At 71.1% G+C, this 20,601-nt stretch carries 24 protein-coding genes; 13 read left to right on the forward strand and 11 right to left on the reverse strand.

Annotation, left to right across the window (positions count from 1 at the left end; genetic code table 11):
* The first annotated feature begins 196 nt into the window (after window positions 1-196).
* The 7 genes from infA (at window position 197) to rplQ (ending at window position 4,067) form a co-directional block, all read left to right on the forward strand.
* Window positions 197-418 (forward strand): translation initiation factor IF-1, encoded by a 222-nt coding sequence (gene infA, locus BLR90_RS13460; protein WP_026145687.1) that lies wholly within the window; start codon window positions 197-199, stop codon window positions 416-418.
* A gap of 29 nt (window positions 419-447) precedes the next feature.
* Window positions 448-561, forward strand: a complete 114-nt coding sequence (gene rpmJ, locus BLR90_RS13465; RefSeq protein WP_091025735.1) for a 50S ribosomal protein L36 — start codon at window positions 448-450, stop codon at window positions 559-561.
* Between the two features lie 185 nt (window positions 562-746).
* Complete coding sequence (gene rpsM / locus BLR90_RS13470; protein ID WP_056151969.1) at window positions 747-1,121, forward strand: 30S ribosomal protein S13; 375 nt, start codon at window positions 747-749, stop codon at window positions 1,119-1,121.
* Between the two features lie 64 nt (window positions 1,122-1,185).
* A complete protein-coding gene (gene rpsK, locus BLR90_RS13475; protein WP_091025736.1) occupies window positions 1,186-1,590 on the forward strand; it encodes a 30S ribosomal protein S11 in 405 nt (134 codons plus the stop codon).
* Window positions 1,591-1,616: 26 nt separating this feature from the next.
* Complete coding sequence (gene rpsD, locus BLR90_RS13480; protein ID WP_091025737.1) at window positions 1,617-2,225, forward strand: 30S ribosomal protein S4; 609 nt, start codon at window positions 1,617-1,619, stop codon at window positions 2,223-2,225.
* 121 nt (window positions 2,226-2,346) lie between these two features.
* The gene (locus tag BLR90_RS13485) at window positions 2,347-3,363 is read left to right on the forward strand and encodes a DNA-directed RNA polymerase subunit alpha (protein WP_091025738.1); all 1,017 of its coding nucleotides are present in this window, start codon (window positions 2,347-2,349) and stop codon (window positions 3,361-3,363) included.
* 101 nt (window positions 3,364-3,464) lie between these two features.
* Window positions 3,465-4,067: a 50S ribosomal protein L17 gene (gene rplQ / locus BLR90_RS13490; protein WP_091025739.1), complete on the forward strand. Its 603-nt coding sequence runs from the start codon at window positions 3,465-3,467 to the stop codon at window positions 4,065-4,067.
* Between the two features lie 49 nt (window positions 4,068-4,116).
* Here rplQ and BLR90_RS13495 read toward each other — a convergent pair whose 3' ends face one another.
* Entirely contained in the window at window positions 4,117-5,073 is a 957-nt protein-coding gene (locus BLR90_RS13495; RefSeq protein ID WP_091025740.1) for a ketopantoate reductase family protein, read from the reverse strand.
* Window positions 5,074-5,078: 5 nt separating this feature from the next.
* Complete coding sequence (locus BLR90_RS13500; RefSeq protein WP_091025741.1) at window positions 5,079-5,435, reverse strand: GntR family transcriptional regulator; 357 nt, start codon at window positions 5,433-5,435, stop codon at window positions 5,079-5,081.
* A gap of 39 nt (window positions 5,436-5,474) precedes the next feature.
* Here BLR90_RS13500 and BLR90_RS13505 point away from each other — a divergent pair, with 39 nt between their 5' ends.
* Window positions 5,475-6,338, forward strand: coding sequence for a PfkB family carbohydrate kinase (locus BLR90_RS13505; protein ID WP_245715313.1), 864 nt, complete (start codon window positions 5,475-5,477; stop codon window positions 6,336-6,338).
* 92 nt (window positions 6,339-6,430) lie between these two features.
* On the opposite strand, the gene BLR90_RS13510 is transcribed toward BLR90_RS13505, so the two are convergent.
* Window positions 6,431-7,591, reverse strand: a complete 1,161-nt coding sequence (locus BLR90_RS13510) for an NAD(P)/FAD-dependent oxidoreductase (protein ID WP_245715314.1) — start codon at window positions 7,589-7,591, stop codon at window positions 6,431-6,433.
* Window positions 7,492-8,085, reverse strand: a complete 594-nt coding sequence (locus BLR90_RS21500) for a response regulator (protein ID WP_245715315.1) — start codon at window positions 8,083-8,085, stop codon at window positions 7,492-7,494. The genes BLR90_RS13510 and BLR90_RS21500 overlap by 100 nt, the downstream gene beginning before the upstream one ends.
* A 34-nt stretch (window positions 8,086-8,119) precedes the next feature.
* Here BLR90_RS21500 and truA point away from each other — a divergent pair, with 34 nt between their 5' ends.
* Window positions 8,120-8,914, forward strand: coding sequence for a tRNA pseudouridine(38-40) synthase TruA (gene truA, locus BLR90_RS13515; RefSeq protein ID WP_218029486.1), 795 nt, complete (start codon window positions 8,120-8,122; stop codon window positions 8,912-8,914).
* The gene (locus tag BLR90_RS13520; protein ID WP_091025742.1) at window positions 8,907-9,503 is read left to right on the forward strand and encodes a class I SAM-dependent methyltransferase; all 597 of its coding nucleotides are present in this window, start codon (window positions 8,907-8,909) and stop codon (window positions 9,501-9,503) included. Before truA ends, BLR90_RS13520 begins: the two co-directional genes overlap by 8 nt.
* A gap of 20 nt (window positions 9,504-9,523) precedes the next feature.
* Here the strand turns inward: BLR90_RS13520 and BLR90_RS13525 are convergent, their stop codons facing one another.
* The 5 genes from BLR90_RS13525 to BLR90_RS13545 form a co-directional block, all read right to left on the reverse strand.
* The gene (locus BLR90_RS13525) at window positions 9,524-10,450 is read right to left on the reverse strand and encodes a phosphotransferase family protein (protein WP_091025743.1); all 927 of its coding nucleotides are present in this window, start codon (window positions 10,448-10,450) and stop codon (window positions 9,524-9,526) included.
* Between the two features lie 68 nt (window positions 10,451-10,518).
* The gene (locus BLR90_RS13530) at window positions 10,519-10,986 is read right to left on the reverse strand and encodes a hypothetical protein (protein ID WP_091025744.1); all 468 of its coding nucleotides are present in this window, start codon (window positions 10,984-10,986) and stop codon (window positions 10,519-10,521) included.
* 29 nt (window positions 10,987-11,015) lie between these two features.
* Entirely contained in the window at window positions 11,016-12,164 is a 1,149-nt protein-coding gene (locus BLR90_RS13535) for an acyl-CoA dehydrogenase family protein (protein ID WP_091025745.1), read from the reverse strand.
* Between the two features lie 15 nt (window positions 12,165-12,179).
* Window positions 12,180-13,355: an acyl-CoA dehydrogenase family protein gene (locus tag BLR90_RS13540; RefSeq protein ID WP_091025746.1), complete on the reverse strand. Its 1,176-nt coding sequence runs from the start codon at window positions 13,353-13,355 to the stop codon at window positions 12,180-12,182.
* A complete protein-coding gene (locus BLR90_RS13545; protein WP_091025747.1) occupies window positions 13,246-14,403 on the reverse strand; it encodes a phosphatase PAP2 family protein in 1,158 nt (385 codons plus the stop codon). Before BLR90_RS13545 ends, BLR90_RS13540 begins: the two co-directional genes overlap by 110 nt.
* A gap of 105 nt (window positions 14,404-14,508) precedes the next feature.
* On the opposite strand from BLR90_RS13545, the gene BLR90_RS13550 reads away from it, so the two are divergent.
* Both BLR90_RS13550 and BLR90_RS13555 read left to right on the forward strand, forming a co-directional pair.
* The gene (locus tag BLR90_RS13550; RefSeq protein WP_091025748.1) at window positions 14,509-16,203 is read left to right on the forward strand and encodes an ABC-F family ATP-binding cassette domain-containing protein; all 1,695 of its coding nucleotides are present in this window, start codon (window positions 14,509-14,511) and stop codon (window positions 16,201-16,203) included.
* Complete coding sequence (locus tag BLR90_RS13555) at window positions 16,200-17,225, forward strand: GNAT family N-acetyltransferase (protein ID WP_091025749.1); 1,026 nt, start codon at window positions 16,200-16,202, stop codon at window positions 17,223-17,225. Before BLR90_RS13550 ends, BLR90_RS13555 begins: the two co-directional genes overlap by 4 nt.
* A 103-nt stretch (window positions 17,226-17,328) precedes the next feature.
* Here BLR90_RS13555 and BLR90_RS13560 read toward each other — a convergent pair whose 3' ends face one another.
* Window positions 17,329-18,615, reverse strand: a complete 1,287-nt coding sequence (locus BLR90_RS13560) for a S1C family serine protease (RefSeq protein ID WP_091025750.1) — start codon at window positions 18,613-18,615, stop codon at window positions 17,329-17,331.
* Window positions 18,616-18,719: 104 nt separating this feature from the next.
* Between BLR90_RS13560 and BLR90_RS13565 the strand changes: the two genes are divergently transcribed.
* Entirely contained in the window at window positions 18,720-19,685 is a 966-nt protein-coding gene (locus BLR90_RS13565) for a YihY/virulence factor BrkB family protein (protein ID WP_091025751.1), read from the forward strand.
* Here the strand turns inward: BLR90_RS13565 and BLR90_RS13570 are convergent.
* On the reverse strand, window positions 19,586-20,512 hold the full coding sequence (locus BLR90_RS13570; RefSeq protein ID WP_170254405.1) for an FAD-dependent monooxygenase: 927 nt from the start codon (window positions 20,510-20,512) through the stop codon (window positions 19,586-19,588). The genes BLR90_RS13565 and BLR90_RS13570 overlap by 100 nt on opposite strands.
* Window positions 20,513-20,601: the final 89 nt, after the last annotated feature.

Raw genomic sequence — 20,601 nt, forward strand, 5'->3', positions numbered from 1 at the left:
GGCCCAACGTGGGTCTGCTCTGCGGTGCCTCGCGGCTGCCCGGAGCGCGTCCGTCACTCTCGCAAGAGTGGGTCGAACGTGCGCCCGGACTGAGGTGTCGGGGAGCGATCCTACGAGGTCCACCGGTCACCTGGCCGGAGGTTCCCGGGCCGTCGGTAGCAACGACGCGACATCCAGACAACAGATTGTGGAGGACATGCCGAAGAAAGAAGGCGTGATCGAGCTCGAGGGAACCATCACGGAGGCCCTCCCCAACGCCATGTTCCGCGTAGAGCTGAGCAATGGCCACAAGGTGCTCGCCCACATCAGCGGCAAGATGCGCCAGCACTACATCCGGATCCTCCCTGAGGACCGTGTGGTGGTGGAGCTCTCGCCGTATGACCTCACCCGGGGTCGCATCGTCTACCGCTACAAGTAAGCAGCCGACCCGAGTAAGAAAGGGCTGACATGAAGGTCAACCCGAGCGTCAAGAAGATCTGTGACAAGTGCAAGACGATCCGTCGTCACGGCGTTGTCATGGTGATCTGCGAGAACCCGCGTCACAAGCAGCGCCAGGGCTGAGCATCGCTCCCGGCACTGGACAACTGAACAACCCATCAACGTGAACGCTTAGCCCACAGCACCATCGTGGGCGAACCACCTCCGGAGCAGAAGGCCGGAGCTCCGTCCGACGGACGGGGGCGCGTCACGATCGAAACCTCTGTGAACCACCGAAGGACACACGTCCTTCAAGAAAGGGCCATCACATGGCACGCCTTGTTGGTGTCGACCTCCCGCGCGACAAGCGCATCGAGATCGCACTCACCTACATCTACGGCATCGGCCGTACCCGTTCCCAGCAGCTGCTCGCACTCACCGGGGTCGACCCGAACATGCGCGTGCACCAGATGGGCGACGAAGAGCTGGTCAAGCTCCGCGACGCGATCGAGGGCAACTTCAAGATCGAGGGCGACCTCCGTCGAGAGGTCCAGGCAGACATCCGTCGCAAGATCGAGATCGGCAGCTACCAGGGTCGCCGCCACCGTCAGGGCCTCCCGGTCCGCGGTCAGCGCACCAAGACCAACGCCCGCACCCGCAAGGGTCCGAAGCGCACGGTTGCCGGCAAGAAGAAGGCCAAGTGACCCCACGCGTTCGCGCGTGTCACTGCCTTCCTAACTCACAGACCAGCTAACACAGGAGAACTGCATGCCTCCCAAGGCTCGTGCGGCCGGCGCCAAGAAGGTCCGCCGCAAGGAGAAGAAGAACATCGCTCAGGGCGAAGCCCACATCAAGAGCACGTTCAACAACACCATCGTCACGATCACCGACCCCACGGGTGCGGTCATCTCGTGGGCCTCTGCCGGCACCGTCGGCTTCAAGGGCTCGCGCAAGTCCACGCCGTACGCCGCCCAGATGGCCGCCGAGGCCGCTGGCCGTCGTGCCATGGACCACGGCATGAAGAAGATCGACGTCTTCGTCAAGGGCCCGGGTTCGGGCCGCGAGACCGCGATCCGGTCGCTGGGTGCCATCGGCCTCGAGGTCGGCACCATCCAGGACGTCACGCCCACCCCCCACAACGGTTGCCGCCCGCCCAAGCGCCGGCGCGTCTGACCCGAGACTGAGAAAGAGAGACTGACATGGCCCGTTACACCGGACCCTTGACCAGGAAGTCGCGCCGTCTCGGTGTCGACCTCGTTGGTGGAGACGCAGCGTTCGAGAAGCGTCCGTACCCTCCCGGCCAGCACGGCCGCGCGCGCATCAAGGAGGGCGAGTACCGCTCTCAGCTGCACGAGAAGCAGAAGGCTCGCTTCACCTACGGCGTGATGGAGAAGCAGTTCCACAACTACTACAAGGAGGCCTCGCGTCGTACCGGCAAGACCGGTGACAACCTCCTGCAGCTGCTCGAGTGCCGCCTCGACAACGTGGTCTACCGCGGTGGGTTCGCCCGCACGCGCCGCCACGCCCGCCAGCTGGTCAACCACGGCCACTTCCTGGTCAACGGCAAGAAGGTCGACATCCCGTCGTTCCAGGTCTCGGCCTACGACATCATCGACGTGCGCGAGAAGTCGCTCGAGATGACGCCGTTCATCGTGGCGCGCGAGACCTTCGGCGAGCGGATCGTCCCGGCCTGGCTCGAGTCCCTGCCCAACCGGATGCGGATCCTGGTCCACCAGGTCCCCGTCCGGGCGCAGATCGACATGCCGATCCAGGAGCAGCTGATCGTCGAGTTCTACTCCAAGAAGTGAAAGCGTCGGTGGCCGGGCCCAGCCCGGCCACCGCTCGCACGTACGTCTCAGCAGTCACCACGCCATCATCAGCGCAGTTCGGATCCGTCAAATAGCGGGTGGGTCCGGAAAGGAAGAATAAGTGCTCATCGCACAGCGTCCCTCACTGTCGGAAGAGTCCGTCGACGAGTTCCGTTCGCGGTTCGTCATCGAGCCGCTCGAGCCTGGCTTCGGCTACACGCTCGGCAACTCCCTCCGTCGTACCCTCCTGTCGTCGATCCCCGGTGCCTCGGTCACGAGCATCAAGGTCGACACCGTCCTCCACGAGTTCTCGACCATCGAGGGCGTCAAGGAAGACGTCACCGAGATCATCTTGAACCTGAAGGGTCTGGTCGTCTCCTCGGAGCACGACGAGCCCGTCACCATGTACCTCCGCAAGTCGGGCGCCGGTGCTGTCACCGCCGCTGACATCGCGCCCCCGGCCGGTGTCGAGGTGCACAATCCCGAGCTCGTCATCGCCACGCTGTCCGACAAGGGCAAGCTGGAGATGGAGCTCGTCGTCGAGCGTGGCCGCGGCTACGTCTCCGCGGTCCAGAACAAGGGTGCGGACAACGAGATCGGCCGGATGCCGGTCGACTCGATCTACAGCCCCGTCCTCAAGGTGACCTACAAGGTCGAGGCCACCCGTGTCGAGCAGCGCACCGACTTCGACAAGCTGGTCATCGACGTCGAGACCAAGCCGTCGATCCTGCCCCGCGACGCCATCGCATCGGCCGGCAAGACGCTGGTCGAGCTGTTCGGTCTGGCCCGTGAGCTCAACGTCGAGGCCGAGGGCATCGACATCGGCCCGTCGCCCGTCGACGAGCAGCTGGCTGCCGACCTCGCCCTCCCGGTCGAGGACCTGCAGCTGACCGTCCGTTCCTACAACTGCCTCAAGCGCGAGGGCATCCACACCGTGGGTGAGCTCATCAGCCGCTCGGAGCAGGATCTGCTCGACATCCGCAACTTCGGTGCGAAGTCGATCGACGAGGTCAAGGCCAAGCTGGTCGAGATGGGCCTGTCCCTCAAGGACAGCGCGCCCGGCTTCGACCCGCACGCTGCCCTGGCGGCGTACGGCGACGACGACGACGACGCGTTCGTCGAGGACGAGCAGTACTGATCCACCGCTGACCCGTCGCAAACTTTGCGACGGGTCAGCGTTCAGCACCACCAGCCATCTATCCCGGTACCTGACACGGCCGGGGAGAAACGAGAAGAGAAATGCCCAAGCCCACCAAGGGTCCCCGCCTCGGCGGTAGCCCGGCCCACCAGCGCCTGATCCTGGCCAACCTGGCGACCCAGCTGTTCGAGCACGGTCGGATCACGACCACCGAGGCCAAGGCGCGCGCGCTGCGTCCCCACGCCGAGAAGCTGATCACCAAGGCCAAGAAGGGCGACCTGCACAACCGTCGCATGGTCCTCAAGACCATCCGTGACAAGGGCGTCGTGCACACCCTCTTCACTGAGATCGGGCCCAGCTTCTCGGAGCGTCCCGGCGGCTACACCCGGATCACCAAGATCGGTCCCCGCAAGGGCGACAACGCGCCCATGGCCGTGATCGAGCTCGTGACCGAGGCCTACGCGCCGTCGGCTCCCAAGACCAAGAAGGCGGCCCCGGCCCCCAAGGCTGCTCCGGTCGAGGAGACCCCGGTCGAGGAGACCCCGGTCGAGGAGACCGTGGTCGACGAGACCGCCGCCGAGGAGGCTCCCGCCGAGGAGACCGCCACGGACGAGGCGCCCACCGAGCTCGCCGAAGAGGCGTCGCCCGAGGAGAGCGTCGTCGCCGAGGCCGAGCCCACCGAGGACGAGGCCGACAAGGCCTGATCCCACCGCTTCATGGTTGACCCGCCCGAAACTTTCGGGCGGGTCAACGTCATTTGGGGAGCAGCGTGGCCGCGTCGAGGCTCCGAGGGGCACCGCCCGAGCGGACCAGGTCGTGGGTGGCGCGCTGGACCGCCTCGTTGACGGGGGCGGGGATGCCGTGGAGCCGAGCCAGCAACACGATCTCGCCCGCGAGGTAGTCGATCTCGACGCCACTGCCGCCCCGGGTGACGCTCTGCCAGGTGGAGCCACCCGCCTCGACGGACAGGTGCCCGCGTCGGCGCAGGTGGTCGCCCCGGCGCTCGGCGTCCTGCTCGGCGGTCACGACCGGGACGCCCGCCCGGCGCAGCACCTGCTCGCCCTCCTCCTGCGCGAGCCGGACGAGCTCGTCGGCCGCGGGCCCGGGTGCGCAGGTGGCGTCGACGCCGTTACCGAGGTTCATCAGGAGCTTGTGGTGCTTCCAGGCCATGATGTCGGGCCGCGCGAGCGACTCGAAGCCGCCACGGCGCAGGTCCGCCGCGATCGCCTCGGCCCGCTCGTCCGTGCCGGCTGGCACAGCCCCGATGTCGAGGATCCCCGGCGTGGGGTGGCACTTCTGCACGACCAGGCCGGGCTCGAGGTGGGTAGCCGGCAGCATCACGCAGACGGCGTACGTCGCGGCGAGCTGCCGCAGCACCGCGCGCTCGTTGGCCACGCCGTTCTGGGCGCACACGACCGCTACGTCGGCGGGCGCGTGCGCCACCAGGTCGTCGAGGGCGGTCTGGGTCTGGTGGCCCTTCACGCAGAGCAGGACGACCGTGTCGTCGGTCCACTCGACCCCGGCCGCGGTGTCGGTCGCGGGCGCGTCGATGCGGTGCCGCCCGTCCTCCCGGTCCAGCGTCAGCCCGTCGGCCCGGATCCGGGCGAGGTGCTCGCCGCGCGCGACCAGCGTGACCGGGACACCGGCGAGGTGCAGGTTGCCCCCGATGACACCGCCGACGGCACCCGTCCCGTAGACCACGTAGCGCACGTCGGCTAGGCCGAGGTCCAGGCGTCGCCGAGGAGCCGCTGCGTCTGGGCGAGCGTCAGCCCCGCACGGCGAGCGCTCGCGGCGAGGTCGGCCGCGACCGCCTCGACGTCCGCGGGAGCGTCCGGCGCCGCCACGAAGGTGCCCCGACGGCCCTCGGTGACCACGACGCCGTCCGCCTCGAGCTCCTTGTAGGCCCGGGCCACGGTATTGACCGCGATGCCGAGCTGGGTCGCGAGCGCGCGCACGGTCGGGAGCTTGGTGCCGGCCGGCAGGTCACCGGAGGCCGCGCGGCGCGCGACCTGGCTGCGTACCTGCTCGAACGGGGGCTCCGGGAGCGAGGGGTCGAGCACGATGTCCACCACCCGGGGAAGGTATCGCAGCCGGGGTGGTAGGGATGGTCCGTGGATCCCTACGTGCTGGTCGTCGGTGAGTCGCTGGTCGACGTCGTCCTCGAGCCCGACGGCAGCCGGACCGAGTGGCCGGGGGGGAGTGCCGCCAACGTGGCCGTCGCCCTGGCGCGGCTCGGCCGGCCCGTCCGGTTCGCCACGGCGTACGCCGACGACGCGCGGGGGCGCGCGATCGCCGAGCACCTGGGGCGCGACGACGTGGTGCTGGCCACCGATCCCTACGCCGTCGAGCGCACCTCCTCGGCCGAGGCGACGATCGCGGCGGACGGGTCGGCGTCGTACGTGTTCGACCTGGACTGGCGGCTCAACCCGCTCGGCGACGAGAGCCCGCGCTTCGTCCACGTCTGCTCGATCGGAGCGGTGCTGAAGCCGGGCGCCGACGACGTCCTGGCGATCGTGGAGCGGCTCACCGGGGCCACCGTCACCTACGACATCAACGCCCGGCCGGCGATCACCGGCACCGGCGCCGGCCTCGTCGCCCGGGTCGAGCGGGTCGTCGCGGCCTCGCACCTGGTCAAGGCCAGCGACGAGGACCTGGCGGCGCTCTACCCCGGCCGCTCCCTCATCGACGCGGCGGCGCACCTCCTCGGGCTCGGGCCCCGCGCGGTCGCCGTCACCCGGGGCGCCGGCGGCGCGACCTGGCTGGACGCGGGCGGCGTCGTCGAGGTCGAGGCACCCAGTGTCACCGTCGCCGACACGATCGGGGCCGGCGACACGTTCAGCGCGGCGATCGTCGACGCGCTGTGGGACGACCCCGGCCGCGACCCGGCCGAGGTCCTGGCCCACGCCGTACGGGCCGCGGCGGTGACCGTGTCGCGACCCGGTGCCGACCCGCCGTACCGTCACGAACTGGGATAGGGCCCGGAAAGTACGGAACGCAATCGACCCTGCAGCGGCCGCATCGGGTCGATCTCGTTCCGTACTTTCCCGGACTTGTCCACAGACGAGGGTCAGCCGGGCGCCAGGTAGGCGTGCACGAGAGGTACGACGGACGCGCCCTCGCCGGTGGCCGCCGCGACCCGCTTCATGGAGTTGGCGCGGATGTCGCCGACCGCGAAGACCCCGTTGACGGTGGTGGCGAGGTTGGCCGGAGGGAGCTCGCCGGCCCAGCGCTCGGTGGGGATGTCGCGGCCGGTGAGCACGAAGCCGCGCCGGTCGCGCGCGACCTCAGGCGGGAGCCAGTCGCAGTTGGGCTCGGCGCCGAGCAGCAGGAACAGCCCGTCGGCCCCGCGACGGGTGACCGCGCCGGTCGTCGTGTCGCGGATGTCGAGCCACTCGAGGCGGCCGTCGCCACCACCGTCGGCGATCTCGGAGCAGGGCTGCACCGTGATCCGCGCGTTGTACTCGATCTCGCCGATCAGGTACTGCGACATCGTCTCGGCGAGCGCGGGCCGGCGGACCAGGATCGTGACCGACGCGGCGAAGCGGGCCAGGTGGATCGCGGCCTGACCGGCCGAGTTGCCGCCGCCGACCACGACGACGTCGGCGCCCTCCATCTCGCGGGCGGCCGACATGGCACTGCCGTAGTAGACCCCGAAGCCGACGAGGTCCTCGATCGTGTGGATGCCGAGCTTGCGGTAGGCGACCCCGGTAGCGACGACGACGGTGCTGGCCTGCACGCTGCCGCCCCCGGTGGACAGAACGTGCGCCCCGTCGGGCCGGGTCTCCAGCGACGCGACGTCCCAGCCGGTGTAGAACTGCGTGCCGAACCGCAGCGCCTGGTTGCGCGCCCGCTGGGCCAGCCGCATCCCGGAGATGCCGCGCGGGAAGCCGAGGTAGTTGCGGATCATCGAGCTGGTGCCGGCCTGGCCGCCGATCGCCTCGGCCTCTAGCACCACGGTGGTCAGGCCCTCGGAGGCGCCGTAGACCGCGGCGGCGAGGCCCGCCGGGCCGGCCCCCACGATCGCCAGGTCGACGACCCCCTCGACCCTCACGTCGCCCGGGGCGCCGTACAGCGAGATCGCGACGTCGCGCACCGAGGTGGCGACGAACGGCGGCCGGCCGGGCGTCGTCACGATCGGGTACGTCGGTCCGCCCGGCGTCGCGCACTCGGCGACCGCCTCGCGGCCGATCTCGGTGTCGGGGGTGTGGAAGCCGGACGGCATGCCCATGCGGTCGGCGTAGTCGCGATCGCGCTCGTCAGGGCGTCCGGGGCCGGCGCCACGATCCGCACGCTCTCGACCTCGGGCTTGGCGACCGTCGAGCCCCAGTCGGACAGCAGCTCGACGACGGCGCCGTGGAACTCCTCGTCGCGCACGCCGCGCGGCATCAGCAGGTAGGCGTCGTACTTGCCCTTCGCCATGCCGGGCCGCAGCGCCGGTGCGCGGTCGAGGAAGTAGGTCCAGTGGGCGGCGATGATGCGACGCGCCGTGGGGATGACGGTGCGCCACTTGTGGAAGGCCTCGAGGACGTGGGCGTCGGGGAGCTCGGTGTCGGAGACGAAGAGCGCCACCTGCCCGCCGGCGTCGAGGACGCGCCTGGCCACCTCGTTGGCCTCGGCGCAGGAGCCAGCGGTGTAGAGGTCGTAGTCGCGGGCATAGCGCCCGAACTCGTCGAGGAGGAAGGCGGCGTGCTCTGCTGAGACCAGGATGATGGCGGGCTGCACACAGACCATTATCCCGACCTGCGAAACTGGGCGGGTGCGGCTGAGGATCGAGTGTGCCTATGACGGCACCGACTTCCACGGCTGGGCGACCCAGCCGGGGCTGCGCACGGTGCAGGACGTGCTCAACCACGCGCTGATGACGGTCCTGCGGCGCGAGTCGGTCGCGACGGTCTGCGCGGGGCGCACCGACGCAGGGGTGCACGCCCGCGGGCAGGTCGTCCACGTCGACGTGGACCGCGACCAGGTCCCGCCCCACCTGCTGCGCCGGCTCAACGGGGTGCTGCCGGCCGACGTGCGGGTGCGTGACGTCGGCGAGGCGCCGCCCGGTTTCGACGCCCGGTTCTCGGCCCTGTGGCGGCGCTACGCCTACCGGATCGCCGACGACCCCGCGTTGGTCGACCCGCTGACCCGGCACCACGTCCTGGTCTGGTCACGCCCGCTCGACATCGATGCCATGAACGAGGCGTCGGCGCTGCTGGTCGGCCACCACGACTTCGCGTCCTTCTGCCGCCGTCGCGAGGGCGCCACCACGATCCGCACGCTGCTCGACCTGTCGTGGTCGCGCTCGCCCGCGGGGCTCGCCGAGGCCACGGTGCGCGCGGACGCGTTCTGCCACAGCATGGTGCGCGCGCTGGTCGGCTGCCTGCTGGCCGTCGGCGACGGCCGCGAGTCGCCAGAGTGGGCGGGCCGGATCCTCCACGCGGGGCGGCGCGACCCGTCGGTGACGGTGGCCCACCCGCACGGGCTCACGCTCGAGGAGGTCGCCTACCCAGCCGACGCCGAGATGGCCTCGCGGGCCACGACGACGAGGGCCCGACGCGATGGATGACCACTACTTCTCGGCCGACCCGGCGGTCGCGTTCAAGCGCTCTCCCGTGGTCGCCTCGGTGTGGGGCCACGAGCTGCGCCTGACCAGCGGGTCGGGGGTCTTCGCCAACGGCCGCGTCGACATCGGTACGTCGATCCTGTTCCGCGAGACCGAGCCGCCCGCGGGTGGGCGGGTCCTCGACCTGGGCTGTGGCTTCGGCGTGATCGGGCTCGCGATCGCCGTCGCCGCTCCGACCGCGGTCGTGACGGCCGTCGACGTCAACGAGCGGGCCGTGCTGCTGGCCAACGAGAACGCCGCGTCGCTCGGCGTGGGCGACCGCTTCGTGGCCGCGACCCCCGACGGCGTCGACACGACTGCGACGTACGACGAGATCTGGTCGAACCCGCCGATCCGGATCGGCAAGCAGGCACTCCACGAGCTGCTGCTGACCTGGCTGCCGCGCCTGGCGCCGGGCGGGCGCGCGGTCATGGTCGTCGGCAAGAACCTCGGCGCCGACTCCCTCCAGCGCTGGCTGGGGGAGCAGGGCTACCCGACCGAGCGCCTGGCCAGTGCCAAGGGCTTCCGGGTGCTGGAGTCGCGCCGCGCCTAGGCCCTCGCAGCGGCTCAGTCCTAGACGCCACCGTCGACGAACATCGTCAGCCGGGTCACCGTCTGGTCCTTGTCGCCGGCGATGTGGCCGTTGACCGCGCGCACGGCCCACCCCAGCCGGGTCGCCAGCCGCACCGCCTCCGCCAGGTCGGCGTGCGAGAGGTGCGGGTAGGCGGCCGCGTAGGGCGCGAGGAACGTGTCGCGGAAGGGGGCGGTGTCGACGGAGCTCTCCTCGTCGTCGAGCCCCCAGGCGAGCTGGCCCTCGAGCGCGACCGACAGCACGAAGAACGGGTGGGACACGCACGCGTCACCCCAGTCCAGGACCCAGTGGCGGCCGTCGCGCACGTAGATCTGGCCGTCGTGGAGGTCGTCGTGCTGCACGCTGTCGCGGATGCCGTACGGCGCGAGCCGCGCGGACAGGTCGGCCACCTGGGCTGCGGCCTCGCGGAAGCGCGGCTCGGCGTCGATCTCGTCCATCAGGGCGGCGTAGCCCGCGGGGAGGGTGGCGAGCCGCAGGTCCGGTACGCCGAGGGCGAGCAGGTGGTCGACGTCGTCCTCCAGCGCCAGGCTGATCCGGGCCACGGCGTCCAGGGCGTGGTGCCACCGCTCGAGGCTCTGCTCGACCTCGATCAGCTCACGGAGTCGCTCGCCGCCGTCGCTCATCAGCATCCAGCCGCGGTCGAGGTCGACCGCCAGGAGGGCCTGGACGAGGTCCGGGACCCGCTCGGTGAGCAACGTGACGAGGGCCGCCTCGTGCTCGAGCGGACCGTGGTTGGCCTTGAACCAGACCGGCCCGGTCGTCGTCGGCACCTTGAGCACCGTCGACCACGTCTCCAGGTGCGGCTGCTCGACCTCGCCCGCGCGCACCAGCCCGAGCGAGGCGGTCTGCTCGTCGATCCACGCATGGGCGCCGGCCAGCCAGGCCGGGTCGCTCCAGAGCTCTTTCACAGGAGATGTGTAGCGCCTCGGCGCCACCCACCGCACGGGGTTTTGCTCGGGGACCTCCGACTCGGCGGTCAGCTCTCGTCGTCGGTGTCGTTCAGGGCGGGGCACACCGCGACCAGCTCGCCGTACAGGCGCACCTCGGCCGCGGGCAGCGCCTTGGCCGTGATGCTCTGGTAGGAGGTGGCGAGGGCGTTCTCCTCGGCGAAGGACCGGGTCCGGCTGTAGGCACCCATCAGCCCGAGCACCGCCTGAGTGACCTCCGCATCGATCTCACCCTCGGACGCCACCGCCTCCGCGAGCCGGCCCATGGCGGTGTCGTAGGCGGCCAGGCCTCCGGTGGTGAACTGGCCCCGGGCCACGCCGTCGCGTGGCCCGTCCAGGGCGGCGTGGGCGACCGCGGCCAGTCGGCAGGTCTGGGACGTCGCGTCGGGCGTCGCGTCCTGGTCGTCGTCGTCTCCGTCGCCGCTGCAGGCCGACAGGGAGGCGGCCAGCGCGATGACGGCGACGAATGGGGCCGTGGCCCGGGGGAGAGTCTTCATACGCGCTCCTTGCCCACTCTCCGCCCGGTTCACACGTCGAGCGGGTCCAGGGCGTCGTAGTCGGCCACCTTGGTCGACAGCACGCGTACCTGGTGGTTGCCGTCGCCGAGCAGGTGGTCGAGTGCGGTGAGGTGGGCGACGAACATGCCGACGCTGTACTCCGCGGTCATCGCGATGCCGCCGTGCAGCTGGATCGCCTCCTGCCCGACGTGGCGCCCACCGCGGCTGACCTGCAGCGAGGCCCGGGCGGCGGCCTCGGCCACCTCGTCGGGGTCGCCCGCGGCGATCACCATCGTGGCCCACGCGACCAGGCTGTGCGTGAGCTCCAGCGAGGTGTACATGTCTGCCGCGCGGAAGTTGAGCGCCTGGAAGGTGTTGAGGGTGACCCCGAACTGCTTGCGGGTCTTGAGGTAGTCGGTGGTCGCCTTGAGCAGGGTCTGCATCGCGCCGAGCGCCTGGTTGCCGGCCATGACCCGGGTGATGTCCTGCACGGTGGCGATGCTGGCCGTGACGTCGAGCCCGGCCTCGCCGAGCGGCGTGGCGGCGGCGCCGTCGAAGGCGACCTTGGCGGCCCGCCCGCCGTCGTACGTCGCATAGCCCTCGCGGGTGACCCCGTCGGCGTCGGGCTGGACGAGGAAGAGGCCGGTGCCGCCCTCGGGCAGCGCGGCGCTGACGACCAGCAGGTCGGCGCGGGCGCCGTGCGGCACGGGTTCCTTGACGCCGGTGAGGCTCCAGGAGTCGCCGTCGGCCGACGCGGTGACCTGCTCGGCCGAGGCTCCCCAGCGGCGGCCCGGCTCGTCGTGGGCGAAGGCCAGCAGGCGCTCGCCGGCCGCGAGCGCGCCGAGCACCTCGGCCCGCTGCTCGGGCGTGCCGGCGGCGGAGACCAGCCCGCCGGCCAGGACCACGGAGGCGAGGAACGGCTCCGGGGCGATGGTCCGGCCGAGCTCCTGGCACACGATGCCGATCTCGGTCGGGCCGGCACCCACGCCGCCGTCCTCCTCGGCGAAGGGCAGCCCGAGGACGCCCATCTCGGCGAGGCGGGCCCACTGCTGCTCGCTGAAGCCGGGGTCCTCCTTGACCGCCTGGCGGCGCTGCTCGTAGTCGTGGTAGGCCTTGCCGACCAGTCCGCGGACCGCGTCTCGCAGGGCCTCCTGCTCGTCGTCGTACGTGAAGTCCATGTCAGTCCCTTCGGCTCAGAGCCCGAGGATCGTGCGGCTGATGATCTGCCGCTGGATCTCGTTGGAGCCGCCGTAGATGGAGGCCTTGCGGAGGTTGAGGTAGGTCGGCGTGGAGATCCGCGCCCACTCGGCCAGGTCGGAGGCGTCGCCGGCGCCGCTGGCGACCGACGCGGGGCCGGCCAGGTCGACCATCAGCTCGCTGACCGCCTGCTGGAGCTCGGTGCCCTTGAGCTTGAGCACCGACGACGCCGGGTGCGGCTCACCGTCGGCGGAGTGTGCGACGACGCGCAGTGCGGTGAGCTCGAGGGCGAGCAGCTCGTTCTCGAGCTCGACGATCCGGGCGCGCACGAGCGGGTCGTCCAGCAGGGTGCCGCCTTCGCCGTCGGAGGTCTCCTTGGCGAGGTCCTTGGCGCGGGCCAGGATCCGCTTGGTGGAGCCGACCGGAGCGACGCCGACGCGCTCGTTGCCGAGCAGGAACTTCGCGATCGTCCAGCCGCCGTTGAGCTCACCCACGAGGTTGTCGGCCGGGACCCGTACGTCGTCGAACCACACCTCGTTGACCTCGTAGCTGCCGTCGATCAGCTGGACCGGGCGCACCTCGAGACCGGGACTGGTCATGTCGATGAGGAGCATCGAGATGCCGGCCTGCTTCTTCACGTCGGGGTCGGTGCGCACCAGCGTGAAGATCCAGTCGCCGAACTGGCCGAGCGTGGTCCAGGCCTTCTGGCCGTTGACCACCCAGTCGTCGCCGTCCTTGACGGCGGTCGTGCGCAGGCTGGCCAGGTCGGAGCCGGCGTCGGGCTCGGAGAAGCCCTGGCTCCACCAGATGTCGAGGTTGGCGGTCTTCGGCAGGAACTCCTTCTTCTGCTCCTCGGTGCCGAAGTGGGCGATGACCGGGCCGATCATCGAGGCGTTGAACGCCAGTGGGGTCGGTACGCCGGCGCGCTGCAGCTCCTCGAGCCAGATGTGGCGCTGCAGGTCGGTCCAGCCGCGGCCGCCGTACTCCTCGGGCCAGTGGGGGACCGCGAGGCCGGCGGCGTTGAGCGTCTGCTGCGCCTCGACGATCTGCTCCTTGGTCAGCTCACGCCCCTCGATCACTGTCCGGCGGATCTCCTCGGAGACCTCGGTGGTGAAGAACGTGCGCATCTCCTCGCGGAACTTCTGGTCCTCTTCGGACAGCTCCAGCTGCATCGGGTCGGCCCCTCTTCCTCGTCGGCTGCCCCGATGCTACTGACAGGTAGAAGGGACCCGTCAGAGACGTACGTCGGTCGCGGCCACCTGGCCCGGGGGGGTGGTCGTCGACGGGGCCTCCGCGTCGCTTCTCCCACCAGCGAGCCAGCACCATCACCAGCCAGGCGAGTGCGCCTCCGGCGATCAGGTCGACCACGTAGTGCTCCCCGTAGTAGACGAGGACCAGGCCCATGACGGTCGGGTAGACCAGCAGCGCCCACCGCCACGGCGAGCGCCAGCGCCAGATGGCGTAGAGCGCGATCAGGAACGCCGTACCGAAGTGCAGGGACGGCATCGCCGCCGTCGGGTTGCCGACGCCGTTGAGGATGACGTCGACGCGCTGCAGCCCGATGTCGCGCCACCCTCGGGAGGTGAGCCGCTCGACCGGCCCCATGAGGCCCTCCTCGGCGGCCAGCCACGGCGGCGCCATCGGGTAGGCCACGTAGATGACCAGCCCGCCGAAGTTGAGACCGATGAAGCGGCGCATCCAGACCTGCCACTCGTCGTGGTTGCGGATCCACAGGACCCCCGCGATGGTCAGGCCGGTGAGGAAGTGGGTGGCGTAGACGCTCGTGAACAGGACGTCGTACCAGCGGGGGTCGCTGTCGCGGGTGCACGGATCGCCGCACCACGCGTCCTGGAGCAGCTCCGTCGGCGTGGTGCCGAACCCGAGCCAGCGGTCGGCGTCGATCGGCATCGTCCAGTGGACCGGGATGCCGAGCTCGTCGGTGAGGCCGCGGCTGAAGAAGTAGAAGGTCAGCAGCGCGGCGGGGAACCACCAGTCCTTCAGGAAGTTGAGGTGGTGTCGCGGATGTGCCTCGATGTTCCACGCGATCGTGCCCACCCAGAGCGTGATCATCACGGTGAGCGAGTCGTTCGGGATGCCGAAGCGCCACCACCACAAGGCGATCGCGGCGACCCACACGGCCATCGCGGCGGCGCGGACGCCGCTGCGGCGGGGGCGGGGAGCCTCGGTGTCGCCCTCCGCGACCTCCGCCTGTGCCGTCATGACACCGAATGGTAAACAGCCCGCTCACCTCGTGTTCACGCGACGGGCGGGAACGACCGCTAAAGAAGATGCCCTTGGCCCCGCGATGCCGGAGAATCGGTCGACGTGGGACACGTAGAGGTCAGCGGAGTGCGCTTCGAACTGCCGGACGGCCGGGTACTGCTCGACGACGTCTCGTTCCGCGTCGGTGAGGGCGCGAAGGTGGCGCTGGTCGGCGCCAACGGCGCCGGCAAGACGACGCTGCTCAAGATCATCACCGGCGACCTGGTGCCGCATGCGGGAGCCGTGACCCGCAGCGGCGGGCTGGGCGTGATGCGGCAGATGGTCGACGCCGGTCTCGGGCCGGAGCCCACCGTCGCCGACCTCCTCCTCAGTGTGTCGCCGGCGCGGGTCCGCGTGGCGAGCGCCGCGGTCGAGCAGTGGGAGCTGGCGCTCATGGAGACCGACGACGAGAAGACGCAGATGGCCTACGCCGAGGCGCTGGCGGAGTACGCCGACGCCGGCGGCTACGAGGTCGAGGTCACCTGGGACGTCTGCACCATCAAGGGGCTCGGGGTCTCCTACGACAAGGCGAAGTACCGCGAGCTGCGCACGCTCTCGGGCGGCGAGCAGAAGCGTCTGGTGCTGGAGTACCTCCTCGCCGGGCCCGACGAGGTGCTGCTGCTCGACGAGCCGGACAACTTCCTCGACGTACCCGGCAAGATCTGGCTCGAGCAGCGCATCCGCGAGTCCGAGAAGACGATCCTGTTCATCAGCCACGACCGCGAGCTGCTCGACCACACCGCGACCCGGGTCGTGACGGTCGAGCTCGGCCACGCGGGCAACCTCGTGTGGACCCACCCGGGCGGCTTCGCCAGCTACCACGAGGCCCGCAAGGACCGGTTCGCCCGCTTCGAGGAGCTGCGCCGGCGCTGGGACGAGGAGCACGCCAAGATCAAGGCGCTCGTGCTGCGCCTCAAGATCAAGGCCGAGTACAACGACGGCATGTCCAGCCAGTACCGCGCCGCCCAGACCCGGCTCCGCAAGTTCGAGGAGGCCGGGCCACCGACCGAGCAGCCGCGCGAGCAGCAGGTGACGATGCGGCTCAAGGGCGGCCGCACGGGCAAGCGCGCCGTCGTGTGCGAGAACCTCGAGCTCTCGGGGCTGATGCGGCCCTTCGACCTCGAGGTCTGGTACGGCGAGCGGGTCGCTGTGCTCGGGTCCAACGGCTCCGGCAAGTCGCACTTCCTGCGGCTGCTGGCCGCCGGGGGGAGCGACCCGGACGTCGAGCACCTGCCGGTGGGCGACGTGGAGATCAAGCCGGTGCCGCACACCGGCAAGGCCAAGCTGGGGGCGCGGGTCCGTCCGGGCTGGTTCGTCCAGACGCACGACCACCCCGAGCTGACGGGGCGGGCGCTGCTCGACATCCTGCATCGCGGTGACGGCTCGCCCGGTGGCCGCGCGGGGATGGGCCGCGAGCAGGCGGCCCGGGTCCTCGACCGCTACGAGCTCGCGCATGCCGGCGAGCAGAAGTTCGAGTCGCTCTCGGGCGGGCAGCAGGCCCGGTTCCAGATCCTGCTGCTCGAGCTCTCCGGTGCCACCCTGCTGCTGCTCGACGAGCCCACCGACAACCTCGACGTGCAGTCGGCCGAGGCACTGGAGGAAGGCCTCGAGGCCTTCGAGGGCACCGTCGTGGCAGTGACGCACGACCGGTGGTTCGCGCGCGGGTTCGACCGGTTCCTGGTCTACGGTGCCGACGGCGAGGTCTACGAGTCCGACGGACCCGTCTGGGACGAGGGGCGGGTGCAGCGGGTCCGATGAGCGAGCTCGAGATCCGGCCGGTCGACCCGTTCGACGACGACACCTTCGACGCCTGGCACGACGCCTACGAGCGCGCGGAGCGCCACGGACGCGAGGACTACGCGACCCCGTGGACGTTGCCGGAGCTGCGGATCTCGATGCAGGAGCCCAGCCGCAGCCGGCGCCGCCTGGGCTGGGTCGGCGAGATCGACGGTGAGGCGGTCACGGCCGGCTTCGCGGGCATGCCCCTGCTCGACAGCCTCGACCACGCCGAGGTCGCCGTGGGCACCGTCCCCGAGCACCGGCGCCGCGGCTACGGCAGCGCGATGCTCGCCGTGGTCGAGGAGGCCGTGTGCGCCGAGGGACGCACCGTCCTCAACAGCGAGGCGGCGTGGGCCTACGAGCTCGGCTCCACAGGTGAGGGCTCACCGGGGCTGGAGTTCGCGCTCGCGCGCGGCTACCGGCTCGGGCTCGGTGACGTGCTGCGCGAGCTCACGCTGTCCGTCTCCGACCGGCTGCTCGCCGAGCTCGCGTCCGACGCGGCGCGCTACCACCCGGCGTACTCCCTGAGATCGTGGGTCGGACCGATCCCCGACGACCTCGTGCACGGGTGGGCCGAGCTCAGCTCGACGCTGATGACGGAGGCGCCCACCGGGGACCTGGAGCGCGAGCAGGAGGCCGTCGACATCGAGGCGCTGCGTGAGGGCGAGGAGCTGACGCGCAAGCAGGGCCGCACGAAGTTCAACACCGTGGCCCTCGACGCCGCCGGCACCGTGGTCGCCTACACCGACATCGCCACCACCGTGCACGAGCCCGGCCGCGCCTACCAGTGGGGCACGCTCGTACGGCGTGACCACCGCGGCTACCGGCTCGGCATGGCCGTCAAGGTCGCCAACCTCGCCCTGCTCCAGCGCGAGTCCCCGTTCACCCGCCGCGTGCTGACCTGGAACGCCGAGGTCAACGGTCACATGATCGGCGTCAACGAGCGTCTCGGCTTCGTCGCCGTCGAGCGGTCCGGGGAGTTCCAGAAGCGCCTCGCCTGACGCTGGTCCGCCGGGAAAGTACGGAACGCAATCGACTCGGACCGGCGTGGTTCAGGTCGAAAACGTTCCGTACTTTCCCGGACGGCGTTCGTGGGGGGAGGGGTCAGGAGGCGTCCTGGTCGGCGTCGGAGTCGAGGGTGAGGGTGGTGGTGGCGGACTCGCCGTCACGGACGTAGGTGACCGTGACGTCGTCGCCGGGTCGGTAGCTGCGGATGGTGGCCACGAGACCGTCGGCGCTGGAGATCATCCGGTCGTCGACCTTGGTGATCACGTCGCCGTCCTCGAGGCCGGCGGCACCGGCCGCGGAGCCGTCGCTGATCTGGTCGATCAGGGCGCCCTCCACCACCTCGGCGCCGCTGGAGTCGGCGACGTCGGTGACGGTGATGCCGAGGCGCGCGTGGGTGGGGGTCTCGCCGGCGGCGAGCTGCTCGACGATCGGCAGCACCGCGTCGATGGGGATCGCGAAGCCCAGCCCGATCGAGCCGGACTCCTCCTGCATGACCCCGTTGGACGCCGTCCGGATCGAGGAGTTGATACCGACCACGTTGCCGTCCATGTCGACCAGCGGGCCGCCGCTGTTGCCGGGGTTGATCGCGGCGTCGGTCTGGATGGCGGGGTACGTCGTGCTGTTGCCCTGGCCGTCGGAGCCGACGTCGACCGGGCGGTCGAGCGCGCTGACGATGCCGCTCGTGACGGTCGACTCGAGCCCGAACGGGGAGCCGATCGCGACGACCTGCTCGCCCACGTCGAGGTTGCCGGACTTGCCGATGGTGGCCGGCGTCAGCCCGCTCACGTCCTCGGCCTGGAGCACGGCGGTGTCGGTGAGCGGGTCGGTTCCGAGGACCCGGGCCGAGGCCTTCGTCCCGTCGTTGAAGGAGACCGTGATCTCCCCGCCCTCGCCGGCCAGCTCGGCGACGTGGGCGTTGGTGAGGATCTGGCCGTCGGAGCTGAGGATGATCCCCGAGCCCGAGCCGGCCTCGGTGGTGCCGGTGAGCTCGTCGGCGGCGCCCGAGACGTCGAGCTTCACCACCGACGGCAGGACCGCGGCGGCCACCTCCTCGACGCTCCCGGCGGGGGCGTCGGAGTCGGGGGTGCTGACCACCTCGGAGGTGGTGCGGTCGCTCGGGCTCACCGTGCTGCTCAGCGCCGGCTCGTCGTCGTACGCGTTCCAGGCCGCGGCGCCGCCGGCGCCGGCCGCCCCGCCCACGAGGAGCGAGGCGCCGACGACGGCGGCGGCGAAGCCGGCCCGACCACGACGAGGGGGCGTCGGTGGGGATGTCGGGTCCGGCGGGGAACCCGCCCCAGTCGCTGCCGAAGAGGCGGACGGCAGCGGCTGGGTGGACTCGTAGGGGTTGGAGTCCGGCGGCGGGAAGGTCGGGTACTGGCTCATGTCGACGACCCTGCCGGGCCAGCCTGTGACGTTGCTTAGAGTCCGCTGGGCACCCGCGAAGAACCTGGCGCCTCAGCCCGGTGCGGCCGACGTAGGGTGCCCGGATGACGACGGCACGTACGGTTCCCGTCACCACTGACATGGACGGTGACGAGCTCGACGCCGAGGACGCCTGGCACCTCGCGCGCCGGCACGGGCTGCGGCAGGTGGTGGTCAGCAGCTTCGTGCGGTTCCGGTACGGCGACGGGTTCACCAACAGCCGTGCGCTGGCCCTCCAGACCTGCCTGGCGGTGGTGCCGTTCCTGCTCGCGGTCACCGGTCTCGCCGCCGACATCGACGAGGACCGGTGGGCGCAGGTCGTGGCGCGCACCGTCAACGCCGTCTCGCCCGGCTCGAGCGGCGACGACGCGCTCGTGGGCGCGATCGCGGAGGGCCCGGAGGGCAAGGGCGAGCTGGCTCTCGTCTTCGGTCTGCTGTTCGCCGTGGTGTCGATGACGACCGCAATGGGCCAGGTGGAGCGGGGAAGCAACCGGATCTACGGCATCCGCCGTGACCGGCCGGCGCTCGCGAAGTACGGGCGGGCCGCGGGGCTGACCGGCGTGCTGGCGGTGCCGGTGGGGCTCGGCTTCCTGCTGCTCGTCGCGGGCGGGGCCTTCGGGGACGCGATGGTGGCGGAGTACGGCTGGTCGGACGGCGCCCACACCACCTGGCAGGTGGCGCGCTGGCCGGTCGGGCTGGTGCTGCTCGTCGTCACCGTCGCGGTGCTCTTCGACCACGCTCCGCGTCGCCGACAGCCGGCCCTGTCGTGGCTGGCGCTCGGGGCGGGCATTGCCGTCGCCCTCAGTATGCTGGCCGCCGCCGCGCTGTCGCTCTACGTCAACGTGAGCGGCTCGTTCGGCAGCACCTACGGCCCGCTCGCGGGCATCGTCGCACTGCTGCTGTGGAGCCTGCTGTCGTCGATCTCGCTGTTCTACGGCATCGCGGTGTGCGCGCAGCTCGAGGCGCTGCGCAGCCACCAGCCCGAGCCGGCGTACGACGACCCGGGTCGGCCCGAGAACGAGCAGGCCTGACGCTTCCGGGTCGTGTGCCCCGGCGTGCGCACGACGACGTCGCGGTAGGTCGCGGGCAGCAGCTCGTCGACGCTGTCGAGCAGGGCCGCGAAGTCACCGGCGAGCACCCGCGCCTCGTCGCGCCAGGCGTCGAGCCCGCGCGCCAGCACGCCGGCCATGTCGCGCTGCCGGGTCGACCAGAAGACCGAGCTGCGGTCCTGTCCCGTGGGGAGCACACCGAGGTAGTCGCGGGTGCCGCGCAGGCACTGGTAGAGACAGTCGCCCGCCAGCCCCTGGGGGTCGTCGACGATCGCCCACAGCGCGCCGTACTCGTAGACCCGGTCGCGCACCGTGACGTTCATGCTCTGCCGCACGCGGGAGCGGCTGCCGTCGCACCCCACCACCAGGTCGTACGCCGAGTGGTCGCCGCGCGTGGTCTCGAGCGCCAGGCCACCGGGGGTCGGGCGCACCCCGGTGACGGGCACCCCGAGGTGGATCGGCACACCGCGCCTCCGCACGGCGTCGTGCAGCAGGGAGAACAGCGCCCCGCGGTGCACGCCGAGGGCCGGTGTCGCGCCGGGGACGGCGTCGTACCCGAGGTCGAGCAGCGTGCGGCCACGGGAGCTGTCGATGCGCACCTGCGACACGGGGCGCGACACCGCGGCCAGCGGGGCGAGCAGGTCCAGCCGGTCGAGCACCTGCTGGCCCATCGCCTGGAGCCAGATCCCGGCGCCGACCGGTCGCGGGTCCTCGGCCTGCTCGATCACGGTGACGTCGAGGCCGCGGTCGGCGAGCAGGCAGGCGAGCGTCGCCCCGCCCATCCCCAGCCCCACGATCCCGACGCGCATGGGCCGAACCGTGCCACATGCGCCGTGACTCTCGGCGTGGACCACGGACTGACACCGACACCTGTTGTTCACCTGGGACCGACAGCGTT

This window comes from Nocardioides szechwanensis (genome assembly GCF_900103935.1).
GTDB lineage: Bacteria > Actinomycetota > Actinomycetes > Propionibacteriales > Nocardioidaceae > Nocardioides > Nocardioides szechwanensis.

Coding starts and splice junctions, on each gene's coding strand:
- infA (WP_026145687.1), top strand. CDS start 197: ATGCCGAAGAAAGAAGGCGTGATCGAGCTCGAGGGAACCATCACGGAG.
- rpmJ (WP_091025735.1), top strand. CDS start 448: ATGAAGGTCAACCCGAGCGTCAAGAAGATCTGTGACAAGTGCAAGACG.
- rpsM (WP_056151969.1), top strand. CDS start 747: ATGGCACGCCTTGTTGGTGTCGACCTCCCGCGCGACAAGCGCATCGAG.
- rpsK (WP_091025736.1), top strand. CDS start 1,186: ATGCCTCCCAAGGCTCGTGCGGCCGGCGCCAAGAAGGTCCGCCGCAAG.
- rpsD (WP_091025737.1), top strand. CDS start 1,617: ATGGCCCGTTACACCGGACCCTTGACCAGGAAGTCGCGCCGTCTCGGT.
- rplQ (WP_091025739.1), top strand. CDS start 3,465: ATGCCCAAGCCCACCAAGGGTCCCCGCCTCGGCGGTAGCCCGGCCCAC.
- BLR90_RS13510 (WP_245715314.1), bottom strand. CDS start 7,591: ATGGGCATGCCGTCCGGCTTCCACACCCCCGACACCGAGATCGGCCGC.
- BLR90_RS13520 (WP_091025742.1), top strand. CDS start 8,907: ATGGATGACCACTACTTCTCGGCCGACCCGGCGGTCGCGTTCAAGCGC.
- BLR90_RS13530 (WP_091025744.1), bottom strand. CDS start 10,986: ATGAAGACTCTCCCCCGGGCCACGGCCCCATTCGTCGCCGTCATCGCG.
- BLR90_RS13535 (WP_091025745.1), bottom strand. CDS start 12,164: ATGGACTTCACGTACGACGACGAGCAGGAGGCCCTGCGAGACGCGGTC.
- BLR90_RS13540 (WP_091025746.1), bottom strand. CDS start 13,355: ATGCAGCTGGAGCTGTCCGAAGAGGACCAGAAGTTCCGCGAGGAGATG.
- BLR90_RS13545 (WP_091025747.1), bottom strand. CDS start 14,403: ATGACGGCACAGGCGGAGGTCGCGGAGGGCGACACCGAGGCTCCCCGC.
- BLR90_RS13555 (WP_091025749.1), top strand. CDS start 16,200: ATGAGCGAGCTCGAGATCCGGCCGGTCGACCCGTTCGACGACGACACC.
- BLR90_RS13560 (WP_091025750.1), bottom strand. CDS start 18,615: ATGAGCCAGTACCCGACCTTCCCGCCGCCGGACTCCAACCCCTACGAG.
- BLR90_RS13565 (WP_091025751.1), top strand. CDS start 18,720: ATGACGACGGCACGTACGGTTCCCGTCACCACTGACATGGACGGTGAC.
- BLR90_RS13570 (WP_170254405.1), bottom strand. CDS start 20,512: ATGCGCGTCGGGATCGTGGGGCTGGGGATGGGCGGGGCGACGCTCGCC.